This is a genomic window from Luteibacter sp. 1214 (genome assembly GCF_031455395.1).
Taxonomy (GTDB): domain Bacteria; phylum Pseudomonadota; class Gammaproteobacteria; order Xanthomonadales; family Rhodanobacteraceae; genus Luteibacter; species Luteibacter mycovicinus.
This window is the reverse complement of record NZ_JAVDSQ010000002.1, coordinates 792,475-812,001: the sequence shown is the minus strand read 5'-3', so window position 1 is coordinate 812,001 and position 19,527 is coordinate 792,475. Positions and strand designations below refer to the sequence as shown.

Below are 19,527 nucleotides of genomic sequence, written 5' to 3'. Positions count from 1 at the left end.
GATTACTTGATCAGCCTTTCTTCCACGAGACTCTTCACCACACCGGGATCGGCCAGGGTCGATACGTCGCCGAGCTGGTCCGGCTGGTTCTCGGCGATCTTGCGCAGAATGCGGCGCATGATCTTTCCCGAGCGTGTCTTCGGCAGGCCCGGTGCCCATTGCAGATAATCCGGCGCGGCGATGGGGCCGATCTCCTTGCGGACGCCGGCGATCAGTTCCTTCACGAGCGAGTCGTCACCGTTCTCTCCCGCGTTGAGCGTGACGAACGCATAGATGCCCTGGCCCTTGATGTCGTGCGGGCAACCGACCACGGCCGCCTCGGCCACCTTGGGATGCGCGACCAGCGCGCTCTCCACTTCCGCCGTGCCGATCCGGTGGCCGGAGACGTTGATCACGTCGTCCACCCGGCCGGTGATCCAGTAGTACCCGTCTTCGTCGCGACGGGCGCCGTCACCCGTGAAATAGTTGCCCGGGTAGGTCTTGAAGTAGGTGTCGATAAAACGCTGGTGGTCGCCGTACACGGTGCGCATCTGACCGGGCCAGGAATCGGTGATGACCAGATTGCCACTTGCGGCGCCTTCCTGCGGCTTGCCTTCGGCATCCACGATGGCCGGCACGATGCCGAAGAACGGCGTGGTCGCCGAGCCAGGCTTCAAGGCGGTGGCTCCGGGTAGCGGCGTGATCAGAAACCCGCCCGTCTCCGTCTGCCACCAGGTGTCGACGATCGGGCAGCGTTCTTCCCCCACCACCCGGTAGTACCAGTTCCAGGCTTCGGGATTGATCGGCTCACCCACGGTGCCGAGGACGCGAAGGCTCGTGCGTGAGGTCTTCTTTACCGGCGCATCGCCCTCGCGCATCAGCGCGCGGATAGCGGTGGGCGCGGTGTAGAACAACGTCACCTTGTGCTTGTCGACCACCTGCCAGAAGCGGCTGAAGTCCGGATAGTTCGGTACGCCGTCGAACATCACGACGGTGGCGCCGTTGGCCAGCGGGCCGTACACCACATAGCTGTGCCCGGTGATCCAGCCTACATCGGCCGTGCACCAGTAAATATCGTCTTCGCGCAGGTCGAAGGTCAGCTCATGCGTCAGGCTCGTATAGACGAGGTAGCCCCCACTGGTGTGCAGCACGCCCTTGGGCTGGCCCGTCGAACCCGACGTGTACAGCGTGAACAACGGATCTTCCGCGTTCATCGCCTCATACGCGCAGTCCGCGGACTGGCCTTCCATCAATGTGTGATACCAGCGATCGCGCGGCGACTGCATGTTGATGGCGCCGCCGGTACGACGCACGACGATCACGGTGTCCACGCTGTTGGTACGCGGACGGGTCAGGGATTCGTCCACGTTGGCCTTCAGCGGAATCTTCTTGCCGCCCCGGCAACCCTCATCGGCGGTGACGACCAGCTTGGCGCCCGAGTCCGCGATGCGCGCAGCGACCGAATCGGGCGAGAAGCCACCGAACACCACGGAATGCACCGCACCGATACGCGCGCAGGCCAGCATGGCGACGGCGGCTTCGGGAATCATCGGCAGGTAGATCAGTACGCGATCGCCCTTGGCCACACCGAGGTTCTTCAGCGTGTTGGCGAACTTGCAGACCTCGGTGTGCAGCTCCCGATACGTGAGGCTACGCGTCTCGTTCGGATCGTCACCCTCGAAGATGATGGCGGTCTTGTCGCCGCGCGCCTTTAGGTGACGGTCCAGGCAGTTGGCCGCGACATTGAGCTGGCCATCCTCGTACCAGCGGATATGCAGGTCGGCCGGGTCGAACGAGACATCCTTGATCTTCGTCGGCGGCACGATCCACTCCACCCGCTCGCTCATCTGCTTCCAGAAACCCTGCGGATCCTGGACGGAGCGGGCGTACATGGCGTCGTAGTCGGCCTTGCTGACGCGCGCGGTGGCGGCGAAGGCGGGATCGACCGGGTGGATGTCGGACATGCATGCTCCTGGAGACGATGGCGTATTGGCTATGCCCGAAGTTTAGCCTCGCGGCGCAACATAAAGCTGCGAAGCGGCTACGACTTTGGTCGAGGTTCGACCTTTGGCCAATGGCACGCGTCATGGGCCTGCCACATGCTCGCCCTGCCAATGGTTGGGGAGACCATGATGAAGACGAACCGTTCCGGTGGCCGCAAGGCCATCGCCCTGAGTGTCGCCTGTGCCTTGATGCTGCCGATGGCGGTCGTTCCCGACCTCGCCCACGCGCAAACAAGGTCGAAGAAAACCACGAGTCGCGAAGCCCAGCTCGAGTCCCGGGTGAACCAGCTCGAGCAGCAGCTCGCCGAGCTCAAGGCGATGATCCAGGAGCAGAAAGCCGCGACCTCCGAGGCCACCACGACGGCGCAGGCCGCCCAGGTCCAGTCGCAGCAGACCGAAGAGAAGGTGACCAAGGTCGAGAAGGTCGTGGCCACCGTGCCTGCCAAACCAGCCTTCACCACCGGCACCGCGCCCGGCGTTTCACTCGCACTGCATGGCTTCATCAACGCCAGTGCTTTCACGCAGAACAAGGCGTACACCTATGGCAACGGCGCCAACTCGGAATATCCGATTCCCGCTGGCGGGGCGAACCGCGCCGACGGCCGGGTCAGCGGCGTCGATGTGCGCAACACCCGCTTCTGGCTGGACCTCACTGGCGCCAAGTTCAACGAAAACTGGGCTGGCAGCGGCCGCATCGAGATGGACTTCTTCGGCGGCTTCAACGGCACCGGCGCCTACGCCGGGTCGCAGCCGGAACTGCGGATGCGTCAGGCCTACATGGACATCACCAACGCGAACGCTGGCACGACGTTCCGCATCGGCCAGATGTGGGACCTGATGTTCCCACTCGACTACATCCCCCAGTCGCTCTCGCATATCGCCTTTCCGCTCGGCTATGGCAGCGGCGTGATCGGCTGGCGTTTCCCGGGCGTCGTCTGGATGCAGGACCTCAATCACGGGTCGGAAGGGACCAGGTGGCGCTTCGACATGGCCGTGTTGCAGGGCAGCTGGAATGGTCCTGGCGCGACGGCGACGACGAACTACCAGACCGCGGGCAATGCGGGCTTCAAGCCGCAGATCGAGGCGCGCCTCACCGCGAAAGGCAGCAACTGGCAGGTCTTCACCGCCGGTCACTACAGCAAGGTCGACCTGCACGGTGTCGACGGCCTGACCCCCACGCCGATCAAGAGCAGCCTCAAGAGCACGGCTGTCGAAGTCGGCGGTATGTGGACACCGGGTCAGTTCATCTTCAAGAGCGTGGTCTATACCGGCAACGCGATCGGCGAACTGTTCGGCGACCTCTCGCAGTTCGGCGACATCAAGGACAAAGGCGGCTACCTGCAGGCGGGTTACAAGTTCGACACGCACTGGACGGTCTACGCGTTCGCCTCGGTGAGCAAGCCGGATAAGGACGACGTGCTTCGCTGGCGTGCCGCCAATACCCCGGGCTTGCTGAAGAACCGTCAGAAGGCAGCGAGCCTGCAATACACCACGGGCCCGTTCGATTTCAGTGTGGAGTGGATCCACGCCAACCTCGACTCGACCACGGCGAACGGCCTCGGCCGGCAGAAGACCGCCGGCAACGAGTTCACGCTCAACGGCAATTACCGGTTCTGATCGGAGACCGACATGGCGACTACCGCAAGCGGCCTGAGGGCTGACGGCACCATCGGAACCAGCCACAAGCGCGTGATCCTCGCGTCCAGCCTGGGCACCGTTTTCGAATGGTATGACTTCTATCTTTACGGCTCGCTCGCCGCGCTCATCGGCAAGCAGTTCTTCACGGGGTTGAACGAGACCAGCCAGTTCATCTTCGCGCTGCTTGCGTTCGCGGCCGGCTTTGCCGTCCGCCCGTTCGGTGCGATCGTTTTCGGTCGCATCGGCGATCTCATCGGTCGCAAGTACACGTTCCTGGTCACCATCATCATCATGGGCACGTCGACCTTCCTGGTCGGTGTGTTGCCCGGCTATTCGACGATCGGTGTCGCCGCGCCCGTGCTGCTGATTCTGCTACGCCTGCTTCAGGGTCTGGCGCTCGGAGGCGAGTACGGTGGCGCGGCCACCTATGTGGCCGAACACGCACCCAACGGAAAGCGCGGTCTGTACACGAGTTTCATCCAGATCACGGCGACGTTCGGTTTGTTCCTGTCGCTGCTCGTGATCCTCGGCACGCGTCTCGGTCTCGGCACCGAATCGTTCGAAGCCTGGGGCTGGCGTATTCCGTTCCTGATTTCCGCCGTGCTCGTCGGCGTGTCCGTCTACATCCGGCTGCAGCTGCACGAGTCGCCGGTGTTCCAGCAGATGAAGGCCGAGGGCAAACAGTCCAAGGCCCCACTGACCGAAGCGTTCGGACAGTGGAAGAACCTTCGTCTCGTGATCCTCGCGCTGCTCGGCGCGACGGCGGGGCAGGCGGTCGTCTGGTACACGGGACAGTTCTACTCGCTGTACTTCCTGACCCAGAGCCTGAAGATCGACGGCACGACGGCGAACCTGCTGATCGCGGCCGCGCTGCTCATCGGTACACCGTTCTTCGTGTTCTTCGGCTGGCTATCCGACAAGGTAGGCCGCAAACCCGTCGTGCTTGCCGGTTGCCTGATCGCCGCGCTGACGATGTTCCCGATCTTCCGGGGCCTGACGCACTTCGGCAATCCCGCTGTCGAAGCGGCTGCCGCTGCCGCACCGGTCGTTGTCACGGCCGATCCGGATGCCTGCACGTTCCAGTTCGACCCGGTCGGCAAGAAGACCTTCACCAGTTCGTGCGATGTCGCCAAGAGCGTTCTGGCCAAGAAAGGTATTCCATACACCAACGCGGCCGCACCGGTCGGCACGCTGGCGACGGTGAAGATCGGCGACGAGGTCATCGAGTCGTTCGAGGGCGGTTCGCTCGACAAGGCGACGTTCACCGCGCAGAACAAGGACTTCACCGCGAAGATCGGCGCGCAGGTCAAAGCCGCGGGTTATCCCGAGAAAGCCGACCCCGCGCAATCGAACTACCCCATGCTGGTGTTGTTGCTGGCGATCCTCGTGCTCTACGTCACGATGGTCTACGGCCCGATCGCCGCCTGGCTGGTCGAGATGTTCCCGACCCGCATCCGCTACACCTCGATGAGCCTGCCGTATCACATCGGTAACGGCTGGTTCGGCGGATTCGTCCCCACGATCGGCTTCATGCTGGTCGCGTGGAAAGGCGACATCTACTACGGCCTCTGGTATCCGGTCGCGGTCGCCCTGATGACCTTCGTCATCGGCCTCTTCTTCGTCCGTGAAACCAAAGACGCGCCTCTCCAGGACTGAGCCCGAACGCGCCGCGCGCGCCTGCAGGAGCCAGCCCCGCTGACGAAAGTAACCTGGCCCCGGTCCACGATGACCGGGGCCAGTGCTTTGCAAAACCCCCATCTCACAGCTCATTGATCCCCGACACGCGATAGTGTCGTGATGAACCCGCTAGACCTCCTCCTCCGCCTGAGCACCGCCGCCATCCTCAGCGGCATCATCGGCGTGAACCGCGGTCGCCTCGAATGGACCGCCGGCCTGCGCACCCACATGCTGGTCGGCGTGGGCGCCGCTCTCGCGATCATCGTCTCCGCCTTCGGCTTCGCCGACGTCATCAACCAGGAACACGTCGTTCTCGACCCCTCGCGCATCGCCGCGCAGGTCATCAGCGGCGTCGGCTTCCTGGGTGCGGGCACCATCCTCTTCGTCGAACGCGACCAGATCGTCCGTGGTCTGACGACAGCGGCAAGCCTGTGGGCCGTCGCATCCGTCGGCCTCGCCGCCGGCAGCGGGCTTTACGTCGCCGCCGTTCTGGCGACGGCGATCATCTGGATCATCCTGGCGTTGCTCAAGCCGCTCGAGCGCAAGCTTACGGGCAAGCGGAAGACGCGCCCGCGGCTTACCGCACGGTTGAGTGGGACCAATGCGCTGTCAGCCTGCGAAACCGTGCTGGCAGAGCAGCATCTTCCATTTGCGAAAACGATTCTGCGTCGCGAGCCCGATGGCGATGACGTGGTGACGATTCTCTTTGCGAAGCCGGTACGTCGCGAGCAGCTGGCGACGTTGGCGGATGCGATGCGATCGGTCGAAGGATTGAAGTCGGTGACTTACGATGCGCCGCCGGAGACGCGTCGTCGCTGATCCTGAGGACGGCGCACGCAGCCGATACCGATTTGTGGCCGAGGTTTCTTCATTCGCGCCGTCGGAAGTACACGATAGATTTTGGCGTCTGGACCGGCCCACTTAAGCACCGCGACATAAGACGGTGGATTGAGCATCCACTCTACCGTCCCTTCGCGCCGTCCGATCACGCCAGGGTTCTTGATCGCGTACATCGTTTCGATGCGGTCGCGGATACCGTTGAGGTAGGCGTCCGGATCGGGATGGCCAGTCGATACGATGTGGGCAGCAGCCCTGACGAGGTCCTTTACGGCGAGCCCCATGTAGATGAGCAAGCTTAAATTCCTTTTTTGCGCCCACGCGTCTTCGCGATTCTGGGCGACGATGCTACCACCGGCTCCAGGTTTCGCTTTGCAACCATCGCAGCCGTCGCCTTCTTTACATCCTCCCAGACATCGGCATGCTCATGCCACGTCGCGACGCCTTGTTCCTCTTGTTGCAATGCCTCGTCCACCTTCGCCCGGAACCAGCGTTCGTGCTCAAGCGCTTCGGATGCGCGTTTTGCGCGATCGGAAACGTCAGTGCGCGGAGCGCGGAGCAAGCCCTTCTGATACTGAGAAATATCCACAAGAAAAGACGAAAGTCCGGCACGTGCGAGTTCACGCACTGCGGTATCGGTCGTGGCAAACATCTTTACCTGACCCGCGCGATTGGTCAGTACGCGCTCGCTGCTTCCCGCGTCGGCATGCACTGTAAAGCCCCCCTTCTCCCCTAGGATCGTTGCGGTCTTTACTGCGCCACTGGACACGAGATCCCGGAGGGCGTCGAGCTTGATCGGATGCGGCATGCGATAATCAGATTATTAATAAGTCGGAACAGATTAACATTAATCGGTGTCGTGTCGCAGAAGCTCATCCGGCTCGCCACGTCCACCTTAGAACTGCGAGCGCGTCGACAATGCCTGACACACCGCATCATCCGACCCGGCACTGCTGGAGTTGCAAGCAACGCGGTTTGCCTCGAGGCCTTTCGTCACAGCCGGGCTCCTGCCTGCCGACGTATACGGAATCTCCGCATTCCCCGGCGGGTGCCAGGTCTCTCGCGGCGCCTCAACACTGATGGTCTCGGACGGCGGAAACGTCTGGTAACGCGCGGGATCCCATGGCGTACCTGCGGCCTGCTGGTCGCGCTGTTTCACGAGCTTGCCGTACTCGTGCTTCTGCCCGGGCGTTCCGTTCGGGATCGACGCCTGAAGCCGGCGCGTCTCCTGGCCGGTGTACTTCATGCGCTTCAGATCCTTGTCGATCGTCTTCTGCTGGGCCTGCTTCTGCTCCGGCGTGAGCTCGGCGTGCGCGGGGAGCGCCATGACGAGGGCGAGAAACATAATCCACTGACGCATGCCGGATCCTTCTAGCGGGACAGGTATCCGAGGTTACCCTTGAGGAAACGCCCATCGACGCCCTTCCGATCCGCCGTTAAGTCACGAGAAGGTTGCGACTACCGATCAGGATCGGCGCGTCGCCTGAGCAGTCATGCCGTCGCCACGATATCGCAGCCCGTGAGACACGAATTGCGTACATTTGTATGCATGCCCACACCCATCCCCATGATCCGCCAGCACAAGGGCCGCGGCGCCGCTTCCAACCCGGAGGGCCGCTTCGAATCCACCCGGTACCAGGCCGAGGACGACGGCTGGCATCGGGAGGACGAGGACCGCCGCCCCGCCACGGAAGTTCGCGAGGAACTGGCCCGGAGCGTCATCTCGCGCAACGACTCACCCGACGTGGGTTTCGATCGGGCGACCAATCCGTATCGCGGTTGCGAGCATGGGTGCATCTATTGCTATGCCCGGCCATCCCACGGATACCTCAACCTGTCGGCCGGCCTCGACTTCGAGACCAAGCTCTTCGCCAAGACCAACCTCGAGGAAGTGCTTCGCGACGAACTGGCGCGTAAGAACTACACCTGCCAGCCGATCAACATCGGTAGCAACACCGATCCGTATCAGCCGATCGAAAAGAAGTGGCGGCTCACGCGTGCGGCGCTCGCGCTACTGACCGAGTGCAACCATCCTTGCACGATCGTGACCAAGAACGCGTTGATCGAACGCGACCTGGACATCCTCGTACCGATGGCTGAGCGAAATCTCGTGCAGGTGTTCATCTCGATCAACTCGCTTGACAACAAGCTGGCGTCGAAGCTGGAACCGCGGGCGAGCGCGCCGCACCGGAGGATGAAGGCGGTGGAAACCTTGAGTAAGGCCGGTGTGCCGGTGGGCGTGCTGGTCGCGCCGATTATCCCTGCGCTTAATGAGCGCGATGTTGAGGCGATCATCGAGCAGGCCGGTGTGGCTGGCGCACGATCTATCGGCTATACCTGCGTGCGTCTGCCGCATGAGCTCAAACAACTTTTCCGCGAATGGCTGGAGTTGCACTATCCAGATCGCGCATCGCACATCGTTAGCCTGATTCAGCAGATGAATGGCGGAAAGGATTACGACTCGAACTTTGCGACGCGTATGCGGGGGCAGGGGGTGTTTGCGGACATTATTCGGAAGCGGGTGCAGGTGGCGTCGAGGAAGGCGGGGCTGCACCGGGCGTGGGATACGGTGCTGGATACGTCGAAGTTTGTGCCGCCGAGGATTCATTCGCCGCAGGGCGATCTGTTTTGAGATTTGTACCGAGACGATGCGGGAAGACAAGTCCGCTCTCTGCGTATCAATCGCTGGGCTTTGTCTTCGGTGCTGCCTCACTCTTCGGCTAAGTCGCTTGATCGGCCGGTCTCAGGCCCGACGCCATGCTGCACGCGAAGTCCTCGTCGTTGATCAACGTCAGCACCAACCCCATGCACGCGGCGATACGCACCGGGCGGCATGCCGACAACGCGCTGGAACACGCGCGTCAGATGGCTCTGATCGGCGAATCCACACGCGACCGCGATGCTGCTCGCTGGCTGTGCTGTGCCCGACAAAAGTTCCATCGCAACTGCCACGCGTCGCCTCTGCAGCCATTTGTACGGCGGGAGGCCGGTCGACATCCTGAATGCGCGGATGAGATACCCGCCTGACACGCCGCAAGCCGTTGCGAGTTCGTCGATCGATATCTGACCTGCCAGATTGGCGCAAAGCAGCTCTTTCGCTCGGCTTAGCGTGCTCTGATCCAGGCCCACGCTGGTTCTGCACGAATCGACGCGGGCCCCGCCGTATCGGGTAGCAAGATGCGTCAGGAGTGCCATTTCCACGTGATCGGTAAAGATGCGGCTGGACGTTCCGGGCGTCTTCGCAGCTTCGGCAAGTGCTCTCGCGAGGCCGTCGACTATCGGATCCCCGATGCTGCGCCCGGGCGCTACGTCCAGATGTTCCACCGGATTGCGAAGACCGAGCGCTGCTGTATCGAAGCAACGCATAGGAATGTGAAAGTTGACGCAGTCGAATGCGCTCACCAGGTTTGCCTTCCAGCGATCCCGGTAGTCATACGCGATGAACTCGCCAGCGTGCCAACTGTCCGTGTGCACCCGGCGCCCGTTACGCCAAAGTTCGCCGCGATACGTATCAAGCTGCAACGAAATCATGAAGGCGCTCTCGAGCGCATGCGGATCGCTGAGGCCCAGGCCACCACCTCGACACGTAAGCCGGCTTATGCTCACGCCGCTTCGGTTCATCGCCGTGCAATTCAGCGTCGCCGTGCTGGCGACGCGCAGGTATCGCATTGACCGGTTTGTAAACTGCGCGGACATCGGGAGGCCTGAGGTGAGCGCGTGCGAGTTCAGTCTAGACGGACGGTAACCTTGCGCTATCGTGCGATGCAATACCCAAAAGGTGGGATGCCGGTAGCGGAAGGCCCCTGCATTTATGGCTGGAACCTTCCGCCGAACGAGGTGATGGATGCCTTCCCGGGAGTTGCCCGCGCGCCGTATCGGTGAGGATCTCAGGCAGCCCTGGACGCACCGCGAGCAACCGCACGGCGCTCGATACTGGCGGCGAACAACGGCGTTTCGCGACTGTTGTGATCGCCACCATCCCGCTGGCGTGCATCGGCGGCTACTTCGAACGGTGTGCCGTGCTTGGCAATGAAATCGAGGAAATCCTGGGTCGGATGAGCAACGACGCTGTTGGTGTACTCGCACGTCGTGTCGTCGATCTTCCTGACGCTGAGGGTCCAGATGATCTGGACGCGCGTTCGGCCATTCGGCGTGAAGGCATCGGAGGTCGACACCATCTTGCAAAGACTGGGTGTCGCGATTTCAGCGACATAGTGCTGAACCATCAGAGTCTGGCCGATCATCTCCACGTTGATGGACATCCGCTTGCCGTCATCCGTGCTCGTGGTACCGGCGGAAATGTGGTCGGGAGAGCAGCAGCGCTGATACTCGGCTTCGGGGAGACTGAAGAGCCAATCGGCTATGTCGACTTTTTCGATCGGCGCGTTGATGACGGCGGAGTAGGCCGATGAGGAGAGCTGCTTTCCGGTGATGATGACGTCTGACATATGAACTCCTATGGGCGGGAACTGATGGGTGGCCTGAAGGGCCAGCTTTCTGTCGCACTCCCGACCTGGGCCAGCCATAGTCAGGAGTGAGACAGAACTATCGGTTCATCGTCGAAAAGTCGCCAGATATCCCATCGTATGCGCAGCGGCGACGACTTGGTTCGATCGCTTCATACCAAGGTTTTGTCGAAAACGGCGTTTTTGACGTATCCCGCCATGGTTGGAACGCTACGTACCTCGCGCGAGGCGCAGTCGCAGCGAACGACCGATGGAGCCACGCCGACGAGAGGATGTGCGCCACGCAACCACTGACCGCAGGCGAACAGATGCAGCTACCGAAGCCAGATCGTCAGGCCATATCGAGCCCGAAGGCGTTGTAAGCCAGCGTCAACGGATATCCTCGATAGCCTTCAGAGGCTGTAGCACGATATCGGCAATGGCCGATACGCCAACCTTGAAAGCAACCTGGTAATCCGGATCGGCGACCATCGTCTTGAACGCCGACCGTCGCGGATACTGAACCAGCACGACGGCATCCCATCCCTGAGTTTGCCCTTCGCTGAGCACGGACAGACCATCCCCGCCGAACACGATCTTTGCGCCGAATCGAGCGAGGATCGGCTTAGCCATACCAAGGTACTCGAGGTATCTCTCCCGGCCGCCCTCGGGCTCGAACCGGATGAGATTCAACATGACGACAGGCGATTCGTCGTTCTCGGCGAAGAAGGCCTCCAGGGCGGGTTGCGACAGCGAAACCATGGGTGTTCCTTTGGGATGGCGCGGGAGGTGCGCCCATGAAGGAATATCACCGCGGTGTGTCAGAAACTGTCAGCAGAAAATCGTAGCGGGGAATTCCTGCGGGAGTCTGCGCATGACGAATGCGCGCTAACCCTCTGTCGCCCTTTCCAGCGCATCGGCAAACCTGCGCATCAGGCGGACCAGGTCCGAGATATCGTCAGAGGGCCAATCCTTGAAGATCTCACGCCCCATGCGCTCTCTTGCCAGATCCAGCTGATCGGTGACCGCCTTGCCCTTCGCCGACACGACGGCCTCCCGCATCCGCCGGTCCTGCGCATTCTCGTTTCGGATGACCAGCTCCATGCGCTCCAGCTTGCTGACCTGTCGACTGATCGTGGTGTAGTCGCGACCCAGCCGGTCCGCAAGATCGACCACGCCGATCGGTCCGACTCGTTCGATCACCACCAGCAGACGAAACAGGGCCTGGTCGAGCCGTACGCCCGCTTCGGCGATAAGCCGCTCGTCGTTTCGCGGCCGGTTCATGACACTGACGATCGAGATCAGGGAGCGATGGAGGTCCTTCAGATCTCCGGCGATATGGATGTCCGGCACTTTCTTCGTGGTGGGCATGGCGTGCCTCCTGTTGCGTGCATTTTACACGCACCATAAAAGTCCTCCCGGAGGGAATATGACGCGGCCTCGTTCCCCCGATGCGAGGTCAGTTCCGTTCGTCGCCCGGGCTACGAATACGTGACATCTCGCGCAGATAGCCGAAAACTGCGGCCTCGACCCGCGGCCTCAGCGCCGCTTCGTCGATCTCGCTTCGCTGGCCAGCTCCATCGACCATCCCTCTGGCGATCGACATGACGTCGCCCGCTTGCTGGACGGCATCGCCTGATTCGACCCCCATCTCCCCGAGACAGCGCACGATCAGGTCTCTCGCGTCGTTTCCCGCTGCCGCCATATCGTGATGCATGGGGAGGCGGGCCTCCTCGAAATCGAGGATTCTGCCGAGCAACGGCCGGCGTAGCTGGTGGTGCACGGCGACGACGATCATCGCCCTCAGCGCCTCCGCGCCATGCGCCTTCGAGACGGCATGACTCAGGTCAGCGAACAGTGCACGGCTTTCCCTCTCGATCAGCGCACGCGTGACGGCGTCCTTCGTAGGAAAGTACTGGTACAGCGACCCGATGCTTACTCCGGCGCGCTCAGCCACCGCGTTGGTCGAGTACGCCGACGGCCCGGCTGACTCCAGAATGTGAGCCGCCGCGTCGAGAATGGCCGTGACCGTGACGATGGAACGCGCCTGAAGCGGTTTTTTCCGGGGCTGTGACGACGCGTCGCGAGCATGCTTTGGCATCGGGAATGCGAGTAGAGAAGGTGAGCGATGACTCACATCATAAGGTCTACTCCGCAGTGCATGAAACCTTCCTATGTCGCTATCCGAATCCTTGATGACCATCACGTGCGCCGCCCTGCAGAGGGCAGGTGTCGCTCTTCTCGATCGCTTTAGCGCCGATGCCCGACCCTCTACGGCGGCAGGCTTCCTGCAAGCCATGGCGGACAACGAGCTCGCGGTGAAGGGGCCGCTCGAGTCGGCCCTTCTGGCCGCGGTGCCGGGAAGTACTCTGCTCGCCGATGATGCTCCCTTGCCTGTGAGCGAGGACACCTATGGCTGGGTGATCGACGCCGTCGAGGGCAATATCAACCACGTGCACGGACGGGAGGAGTGGGCTGTCACCGCCTGTCTGGTTCGCGGCCGGGAGCCTGTCCTGGCCGCGGTGCATGTCCCGCGGTCCGGCTCGCTGTTCACGGCTGTCGCCGGGGAGGGCGCGACGGACGGTGAGCGCTCGTTGCATGTATCGGGTAAGGAGGAACTCACGGCATCCATCGCCGCAACGGCGCAGGCGCAGCCATTCGAGGCAGCGGAGACGCTTGCCATCGCCGCGCACAGCTTCCATCGCATGCTGACCGCATCGCTTCTGGTGCGAGCATCGGTCCCCTCCACGATCGAGCTCCTGGATCTCGCTTCGGGCAGACTCGATGCCTTCTGGCAGTATGCCGGTGTGGCTTCAGGGCTGGCCGCTGGCGCACTTCTGGTACGTGAAGCGGGAGGTCTCGTCACCGACGAGGAGGGACGTCGCTGGCGACTCGGCTCGCGTGGTTTCGTGGCCAGCACGCCCGGCATACATGACGAGTTGCTGCGCAGCCTGGGAGCGACGGCATGAAACGCTACGCTGTCGTGGGAGCCAGTAGCGGAACCGGTCTTGCCATCACGCAACGGCTGGCAGCACGTGGCGATCACGTCACCGCCATTTCGCGGCGTCCCATGGAAGCCAGCATCAACGTTGCGCCGGTGGCCGCGGACGTGCGTGACCGCGAGTCCCTTGAGATCGCGTTGCCGGAGCAACTCGACACGGTCTTCTTTACGGTCGACATCCACGGATTCAGAAAGCCCAGAGGCGACATCCGGCACGTGATGGTCGATGGATGCGTCCACGCCATGGAAGCCGCCCTGAAGCGTGGGGCCCGGCGTTTCATACTTCTGTCGGTCATCGGTGCCAATCGATCGTCGTGGGTATGGCAGCTGTTGAACACGGTGAAGCCCGGTATGCGCGCCAACATCCTCGAACGGGAGGAAGCCTTGAGGCGCTCAGGCATGCCTTTCATCATCGTGCGCGCGCCTCGCCTCAGCGACGCGCTGGCTGAGGGAACCCATACGCTCTCTCGCGCGTCGACGAAAAAACTGGGTATGGGACAAAGCGTCTCCCGCACCGAACTGGGCAGGCTACTTCTCGCGGTGGCCGACGCTGGAACGTCGTACGAGGGCGCGACGTGGGACGTCGTGCAACCGTCGAAACCCGGGTCAGACTGATGCCCCGGGTATAGGGCCTACCGATGAGGCGCCTACCACCTCCTGGCAGGAAGAGACGGTCGCGCCCTTCACCCTTCTCATGGCACGCTAGCTTCATGAATGAGACCGACCGCAACACGCCCGTACGTCCCGTCGTCACCGCGCTCGCACTGGCTCTCCTTGTACTGGCGCCGTCGATTCACGCCGAAGACGGCCCGGTATACGGCAGCGAACTCCAGGGCTTCGATTATCCGTACCCTGTCGCGCATTTCCGCTTCCGGTCGCAGCGGCAGGACGTGCGGATGGCCTATATGGACGTCGGCCCGAAGGGATCTAAGGCCAACGGCCGTACGGTCGTCCTGCTTCACGGCAAGAATTACTGTGCCGCCACGTGGGCTCCGACCATCGACGTGCTTTCGCACGCCGGCTATCGCGTGATCGCCGTGGATCAGATCGGTTTCTGCAAATCATCCAAACCGCAAAGCTATCAGTTCACCTTCCAGCAACTCGCACACAACACGAACGACCTGCTGAAGTCGCTGCACATCGACAAAGCCATCGTCATGGGTCACTCGACCGGCGGCATGCTGGGCATTCGCTACGCGCTCATTTACCCCGATCAGGTCGAGCAGCTCGTGCTCGTCGATCCCATCGGTCTGGAAGACTGGCGCGCCAAGGGCGTGCCACCGGTGTCGGTGGACCAGTGGTACGAACGCGAACTGAAGACGACGGCCGATCGTATCCGGAATTACGAGAAAACGACCTACTTCGCCGGTCAGTGGAAGCCCGAATACGAGGCCTCCGCGCAGATGCTTGCCGGCATGTACCGGGGGCCGCAACGCGACCTCGTCGCCTGGAACTCGGCGCTGCTCTACGACATGATTTTCAACGAGCCAGTCGTCTACGAGCTTCCGCGCCTGCAGCCGCGCACGCTGCTCATGATTGGCGACAAGGACGTCACTGCCATCGCGAAGGATTTCGCGCCGGCCGACGTGCGGCCCACACTCGGTAATTACCCGAAGCTCGCGAAAGAGGCCGTGGCCGCGATGCCCCACGCGACGCTCGTCGAGTTTCCCGACGCGGGGCACGCGCCCCAGATGCAGGAGCCGGAGCGTTTCCACGAAGCGTTGCTCAAGGGCTTGGAGAGCGCCCATTGATCGCGCGGTCGCCGGGCGCCGGTGCGTCTTCGCCGTTAAGCAGACGCGTCGACTCATGCATCACCCGCTTCCGTGCGACCGTGATCGAGGGCTTCGTCGACGGGTAAGGTGAGCAGCCTGAGCCAGCGAAGCCACGTTCCTGCAACGCCGCGTCCCGTCCGTTCCTCGAGGCACAGCCCATCACAGCGCTGTGCTTTTTCAGATTCAGTCTTTTCCCGATAGTCCCCCGACAGGCGGATGGACACGATGGTCATGCCGGCGCGTGACAGATGCCGGTCCACTCACCATCGAGGAGAAACGAACATGTTGGAGAACCTGCTGGGTTATTGGGGAGGCAAACCCACGGCCGGGCTTGCGCACGCCGGTGAAGAGCTCAAGAAAGCGGCCACGACGGCAACCGCGGCAACGGCCGAAGACGTCGAAGGCTATCGTAACGATCGCCACGCCATACACCTCGCCATCGAAGAAGGGATTTACAGCAACCACGGGCGCCATAAGGGCCCTGTCCAGACGGCTGTCGGTTACCTCGACGATTGCATCGATGCGGCGCTGAAAGAGCGTTACCGTCTGAGCAACGACAAGGTGAAATCATCGCTGGGTTACTTCGCCCTGGCGCTGGCAACGGCGGGCTTCGACGGTGAGGACACGACGGGCACCCAGATGGGCCAGTTTCTTGGGGAGTGGCGCGGCGGGGGCTTCTGAAGCCCGCTGAGTGATCCGATCGGTGCGGGCTACGGCTGGCGCGTGACTATCCGCTATCGGTCGTCGTGAGACGGCGGTCGGGGCCCGGTGGCCCCGATCGTCGCGAGCTTACTTCGACGGCGCGGGCTTGGCGCCGGCCGTGTTTTCCGGCAGCGCGAACGCCACCAGCGTGTCACCCATCTTCGTACCCAGCGAGCCATGGCCACCGGCCATCACCACCACGTACTGACGACCGGTGGTATCCGACACGTAGCTCATCGGGGTGGCCTGGCCGCCGAACGGCAGACGACCTTCCCACAGCAGCTTGCCGTCACGCACGTCGAACGCGCGCAGGTAGTAGTCGAGCGTGCTGCCGAGGAAGGCGACGCCACCACCGGTGGTGACCATGCCACCCAGGCTCGGAACACCCAGCGGCAACGCGATCGGCACCGGGGCGCTGTCACGCGTCGTACCGTTCTTGTGCATCCAGACCTTCTTCATGGTGCGCAGGTCGACCGCGGCCACATAGCCCCACGGCGGTGCCTGGCACGGGAAGCCGAGCGGCGACAGGAAGGCCTTGATCTCCACCGCGAACGGGGCGCCGGTCTGCATCTGCAGACCCATCTCGTTGCCCTTGGTGCCACCGGCTTCCGCATCGGCTTCGGCACGCGGTACCAGGCGCTCGAGGAAGCCCATGTAATCCGGGTTGAGGATCATCAGCTGGCGCACCGGGTCGATCGTCGCGCCGCCCCACTCGAAGATACCGAGCGGTCCCGGGGAGATGATCGCGCCACGGCCAGCGGTCTGCGGCGTGAACGGACCTTCGTAACGACGCGACTTGAAGGTGATGCGGCACATCATCTGGTCGATGGGATTCGTGCCCCACATGTCCGCTTCGGTGATGTTGCGGTCGGGCAGGAAGGTCAGCGCCGAGAACGGCTGCGTCGGCGACACGTGGTCACCCGCCGCGACGTTGTCCTGCGGCACGGGACGCTCAGGTGCCGGCACAACGAGCTTGCCGTCACGACGATCGATCACGTAGATGTCGCCGCGCTTGGTCGTGGCGACCACCGAGGGCACCTTGCCGTTCGGCGTATCGATATCGACCAGCGACGGCTGACCACCGATGTCCATGTCCCATATATCGTGATGCACGGTCTGGTAGACCCAGCGCACCTTACCCGTCGCCAGGTCGAGCGCGACGATGGCGCTGTTGTACTTCTCGCCATACGGGTTGCGCTTGCCGCCCCAGGTATCGGGCGTCTCGTTACCCATCGGGATGTAGACCATGCCCAGCTTCTCGTCGACGCTGGATACGCCCCACGAATTCGGCGAATTGGGCACGTAGGTCTGGCCTTCCGGCAGCGGAGTGGTCTCGTCCGGACGCGAGGCATCCCAGTTCCAGACCAGCTTGCCGGTGATGGTGTCGTAGCCACGAATCACGCCGGAGGGCTCGTTCGTCGACGCGTTGTCCGTGACGCTCGCGGCGACCACCAGCACGTGGGCGGACACCGTGGGCGGCGAGGTCGGCATCAGGAAGCCGCGCTTCTTCATGCTCATGCCGTGGGTCAGGCCGATGACGCCGTTCTCGCCGAACGACTTGCACAGCTCGCCGGTGTCGGCGTTCAGCGCGATCATCGTGGCGTCCATCGTCGGCGCGAAGATGCGACGCGGGCATTCGATCGATTCCGGGGAGCCGGCCACATCGGCGGGCGTGGCCGGCGCGGTGGTGTCACCGGCGGCGTTGGCGGCGACCTGATCGTGCACGTCCCAGTAGCTGACGCCACGGCAGATCATGTGCTGATAGGTCGACGCGTCGCGGTTGATCTTCGGATCGAAGCGCCACAGCTCCTTGCCGGTGTCCGGGTCGAGTGCGATGACGATGTTGTGCGGCGTGCAGATGTACAGCTTGCCGTTGACCTTGAGCGGGGTGACCTCGTTGGCGATCTCCACCGGGTCGTCCGGGCCCTTGAAGTCGCCGGTATGGAACGTCCATGCGGGTTTCAGGTTGGCCACGTTCTCGGGCGTGATCTGCGTGGCCGGCGCGTAGCGCGTGCCTTCGCCGGTCGAGCCATAGGCGCGCCAGTCCTTCGCTGCCTGCGAGGCCGGGTCCGGTCCCTGGCCAGCCATCGGCTCACCTGCCGCGACACCTGACAGATCGGTGTAATTGGTGAATGCCGACGCGATACCGACCGCCACGGTCGCCACCATCGCCACGGCAAGGCCGATACGACCGGCACGCAGGCTCGCGCCCCTGGTCAGGCCGCCAACGATGAAGGGCAGCAGCAGCCAGACACCCAGCGCGAACCAGAGGTCCATGCGCGGCAGCAGCTGCCACCAGTCGAGGCGGACTTCGCAGACCGACCAGATCAGGCTCCCCGCCAGCATGACTGCGAACAACGCGAGTACTTCGCGACGCCGCGCGAAGATGAGCACGGCGCACACCAGTGCGGCGACGCCCATGATCAGGTAGTAGAGGGAGCCGCCGTAGCCGGCAAGGATGCCGCCACCGATGCCGCTGGCAAGGCCAAGCAGCACGAACACAACGCCTGTCGCGACCCTGAGGCCCGACGCCAGTGATTTCTTCATGACACGCCCGAGGATGGAATAAGTGACCCGATGGAAGGGAAATGGGGTGGCGCCGTCCCGTTCGGGAAAGGACGACGCGGGCCATCAGGGACGCGCGATGCGCACCTTCGGGTCACTGGCGTGACGGGCTTTCGGGAAGGATCGGGACGACGATCTCAACATATGGTACCGTGCAGTTTCCTAAATCTCAAGTTATGCTGTCCGGTGGATCTTTCCATCTCACGCGATGCAGGAGCGACCGTGCCATCAACCAAGCCAGCCAGGACGCGCGGTCGACCGCCCGTGCATACGTCGGACGAGCAGATGGAACGCATTCTCGTCGCGGCGGAGCAGCTGCTTGCGCAGCATGAACTCGACGCGCACAGCATGGCTGAGGTCGCGAAGCAGGCTGGCATGTCAAAGCGCACGGTCTACGGTCTGGTCGGCAGCAAGGCCGTACTGATCGAGAAGATCATCGAGCGCGTCGCGCTGAAGGCGCTCGACCTGCTCGATGCGAAGGTGAGTTCGACGACCGAGGCGACCGACCTGCTCGAGCTGTTCCTCCTGAGCTGGATCAAGGCCGCGCATACGGCGACGGCGGTGAACCTGTTCCGCCTCGTCATCGACGAGCGCAAGAGCTTCCCCGATGCGACCCGGGACTACTTCGCTCTCGGAAACATCCACCTGCGTGCGCGCCTTACCCAGTGGCTCAAAGCTCAGGTCACGAAGAAACACCTGGTCATCGCCGATCCCGCGTTCTTTGCGGACGTGGCCGCCGATTACCTCGTGTCACGTCCGCTGATGGGCATGGCCCTGAACGCGGAATTCAAGGACGGCGGGCAAAAGCCCACCGTCCGTGTAGTAAGGATTATGAAGCTGTTCGGACTGCGTTAGCATCGCGTCCCGCTACGTGCCGATGCGTAACGACCACAGAAATCCAACATGGG

At 62.9% G+C, this 19,527-nt stretch carries 20 protein-coding genes; 9 read left to right on the top strand and 11 right to left on the bottom strand.

What is annotated here, in order from left to right:
• Positions 1-2: 2 nt before the first annotated feature.
• Positions 3-1,943, bottom strand: a complete 1,941-nt coding sequence (gene acs, locus J2X57_RS08200) for an acetate--CoA ligase (RefSeq protein ID WP_043696802.1) — start codon at positions 1,941-1,943, stop codon at positions 3-5.
• 168 nt (positions 1,944-2,111) lie between these two features.
• Between acs and J2X57_RS08195 the strand changes: the two genes are divergently transcribed.
• The 3 genes from J2X57_RS08195 to J2X57_RS08185 all read left to right on the top strand — a co-directional run bounded on the left by J2X57_RS08195 (position 2,112) and on the right by J2X57_RS08185 (position 6,116).
• The gene (locus J2X57_RS08195; RefSeq protein ID WP_043698548.1) at positions 2,112-3,599 is read left to right on the top strand and encodes a carbohydrate porin; all 1,488 of its coding nucleotides are present in this window, start codon (positions 2,112-2,114) and stop codon (positions 3,597-3,599) included.
• A gap of 12 nt (positions 3,600-3,611) precedes the next feature.
• Positions 3,612-5,276 (top strand): MFS transporter, encoded by a 1,665-nt coding sequence (locus J2X57_RS08190; RefSeq protein WP_043696799.1) that lies wholly within the window; start codon positions 3,612-3,614, stop codon positions 5,274-5,276.
• Positions 5,277-5,417: 141 nt separating this feature from the next.
• The gene (locus J2X57_RS08185; protein WP_051943134.1) at positions 5,418-6,116 is read left to right on the top strand and encodes an MgtC/SapB family protein; all 699 of its coding nucleotides are present in this window, start codon (positions 5,418-5,420) and stop codon (positions 6,114-6,116) included.
• On the opposite strand, the gene J2X57_RS08180 is transcribed toward J2X57_RS08185, so the two are convergent.
• The 3 genes from J2X57_RS08180 to J2X57_RS08170 all read right to left on the bottom strand — a co-directional run bounded on the left by J2X57_RS08180 (position 6,083) and on the right by J2X57_RS08170 (position 7,494).
• Positions 6,083-6,430 (bottom strand): hypothetical protein, encoded by a 348-nt coding sequence (locus J2X57_RS08180; protein WP_309865650.1) that lies wholly within the window; start codon positions 6,428-6,430, stop codon positions 6,083-6,085. The genes J2X57_RS08185 and J2X57_RS08180 overlap by 34 nt on opposite strands.
• 2 nt (positions 6,431-6,432) lie before the next feature.
• Entirely contained in the window at positions 6,433-6,942 is a 510-nt protein-coding gene (locus J2X57_RS08175) for a hypothetical protein (RefSeq protein WP_051943136.1), read from the bottom strand.
• Positions 6,943-7,029: 87 nt separating this feature from the next.
• The gene (locus tag J2X57_RS08170) at positions 7,030-7,494 is read right to left on the bottom strand and encodes a hypothetical protein (RefSeq protein ID WP_043696796.1); all 465 of its coding nucleotides are present in this window, start codon (positions 7,492-7,494) and stop codon (positions 7,030-7,032) included.
• A 207-nt stretch (positions 7,495-7,701) separates the two neighbouring features.
• Between J2X57_RS08170 and J2X57_RS08165 the strand changes: the two genes are divergently transcribed.
• Positions 7,702-8,766, top strand: coding sequence for a PA0069 family radical SAM protein (locus J2X57_RS08165; protein WP_309865646.1), 1,065 nt, complete (start codon positions 7,702-7,704; stop codon positions 8,764-8,766).
• A gap of 77 nt (positions 8,767-8,843) precedes the next feature.
• Here the strand turns inward: J2X57_RS08165 and J2X57_RS08160 are convergent, their stop codons facing one another.
• From J2X57_RS08160 to J2X57_RS08140, 5 genes are all read right to left on the bottom strand, one after another.
• A complete protein-coding gene (locus J2X57_RS08160) occupies positions 8,844-9,830 on the bottom strand; it encodes an AraC family transcriptional regulator (protein WP_309865643.1) in 987 nt (328 codons plus the stop codon).
• Between the two features lie 191 nt (positions 9,831-10,021).
• Positions 10,022-10,582, bottom strand: a complete 561-nt coding sequence (locus J2X57_RS08155; protein WP_309865640.1) for a hypothetical protein — start codon at positions 10,580-10,582, stop codon at positions 10,022-10,024.
• Positions 10,583-10,969: 387 nt separating this feature from the next.
• The gene (locus J2X57_RS08150) at positions 10,970-11,341 is read right to left on the bottom strand and encodes a DUF1330 domain-containing protein (RefSeq protein WP_309865637.1); all 372 of its coding nucleotides are present in this window, start codon (positions 11,339-11,341) and stop codon (positions 10,970-10,972) included.
• Positions 11,342-11,467: 126 nt separating this feature from the next.
• Positions 11,468-11,950 (bottom strand): MarR family winged helix-turn-helix transcriptional regulator, encoded by a 483-nt coding sequence (locus J2X57_RS08145; protein ID WP_079521156.1) that lies wholly within the window; start codon positions 11,948-11,950, stop codon positions 11,468-11,470.
• Between the two features lie 88 nt (positions 11,951-12,038).
• Positions 12,039-12,716 carry a TetR/AcrR family transcriptional regulator gene (locus J2X57_RS08140; protein ID WP_309865632.1) on the bottom strand — a complete coding sequence of 226 codons (678 nt, stop codon included), beginning with the start codon at positions 12,714-12,716 and terminating at the stop codon, positions 12,039-12,041.
• Between the two features lie 58 nt (positions 12,717-12,774).
• Between J2X57_RS08140 and J2X57_RS08135 the strand changes: the two genes are divergently transcribed.
• From J2X57_RS08135 to J2X57_RS08125, 3 genes are all read left to right on the top strand, one after another.
• Positions 12,775-13,548 (top strand): inositol monophosphatase family protein, encoded by a 774-nt coding sequence (locus J2X57_RS08135; RefSeq protein WP_079521158.1) that lies wholly within the window; start codon positions 12,775-12,777, stop codon positions 13,546-13,548.
• Complete coding sequence (locus J2X57_RS08130) at positions 13,545-14,195, top strand: NAD(P)H-binding protein (RefSeq protein WP_079521159.1); 651 nt, start codon at positions 13,545-13,547, stop codon at positions 14,193-14,195. The genes J2X57_RS08135 and J2X57_RS08130 overlap by 4 nt, the downstream gene beginning before the upstream one ends.
• Positions 14,196-14,290: 95 nt before the next feature.
• Positions 14,291-15,331: an alpha/beta hydrolase gene (locus J2X57_RS08125; protein ID WP_309865628.1), complete on the top strand. Its 1,041-nt coding sequence runs from the start codon at positions 14,291-14,293 to the stop codon at positions 15,329-15,331.
• 53 nt (positions 15,332-15,384) lie between these two features.
• On the opposite strand, the gene J2X57_RS08120 is transcribed toward J2X57_RS08125, so the two are convergent.
• Positions 15,385-15,585 carry a hypothetical protein gene (locus tag J2X57_RS08120; protein ID WP_309865625.1) on the bottom strand — a complete coding sequence of 67 codons (201 nt, stop codon included), beginning with the start codon at positions 15,583-15,585 and terminating at the stop codon, positions 15,385-15,387.
• Between the two features lie 49 nt (positions 15,586-15,634).
• Here J2X57_RS08120 and J2X57_RS08115 point away from each other — a divergent pair, with 49 nt between their 5' ends.
• Positions 15,635-16,033, top strand: a complete 399-nt coding sequence (locus tag J2X57_RS08115; protein ID WP_309865622.1) for a hypothetical protein — start codon at positions 15,635-15,637, stop codon at positions 16,031-16,033.
• Between the two features lie 108 nt (positions 16,034-16,141).
• Here the strand turns inward: J2X57_RS08115 and J2X57_RS08110 are convergent, their stop codons facing one another.
• On the bottom strand, positions 16,142-18,601 hold the full coding sequence (locus J2X57_RS08110; RefSeq protein WP_309865619.1) for a membrane-bound PQQ-dependent dehydrogenase, glucose/quinate/shikimate family: 2,460 nt from the start codon (positions 18,599-18,601) through the stop codon (positions 16,142-16,144).
• Between the two features lie 240 nt (positions 18,602-18,841).
• Between J2X57_RS08110 and J2X57_RS08105 the strand changes: the two genes are divergently transcribed.
• A complete protein-coding gene (locus tag J2X57_RS08105; protein ID WP_309865616.1) occupies positions 18,842-19,474 on the top strand; it encodes a TetR/AcrR family transcriptional regulator in 633 nt (210 codons plus the stop codon).
• Positions 19,475-19,527: the final 53 nt, after the last annotated feature.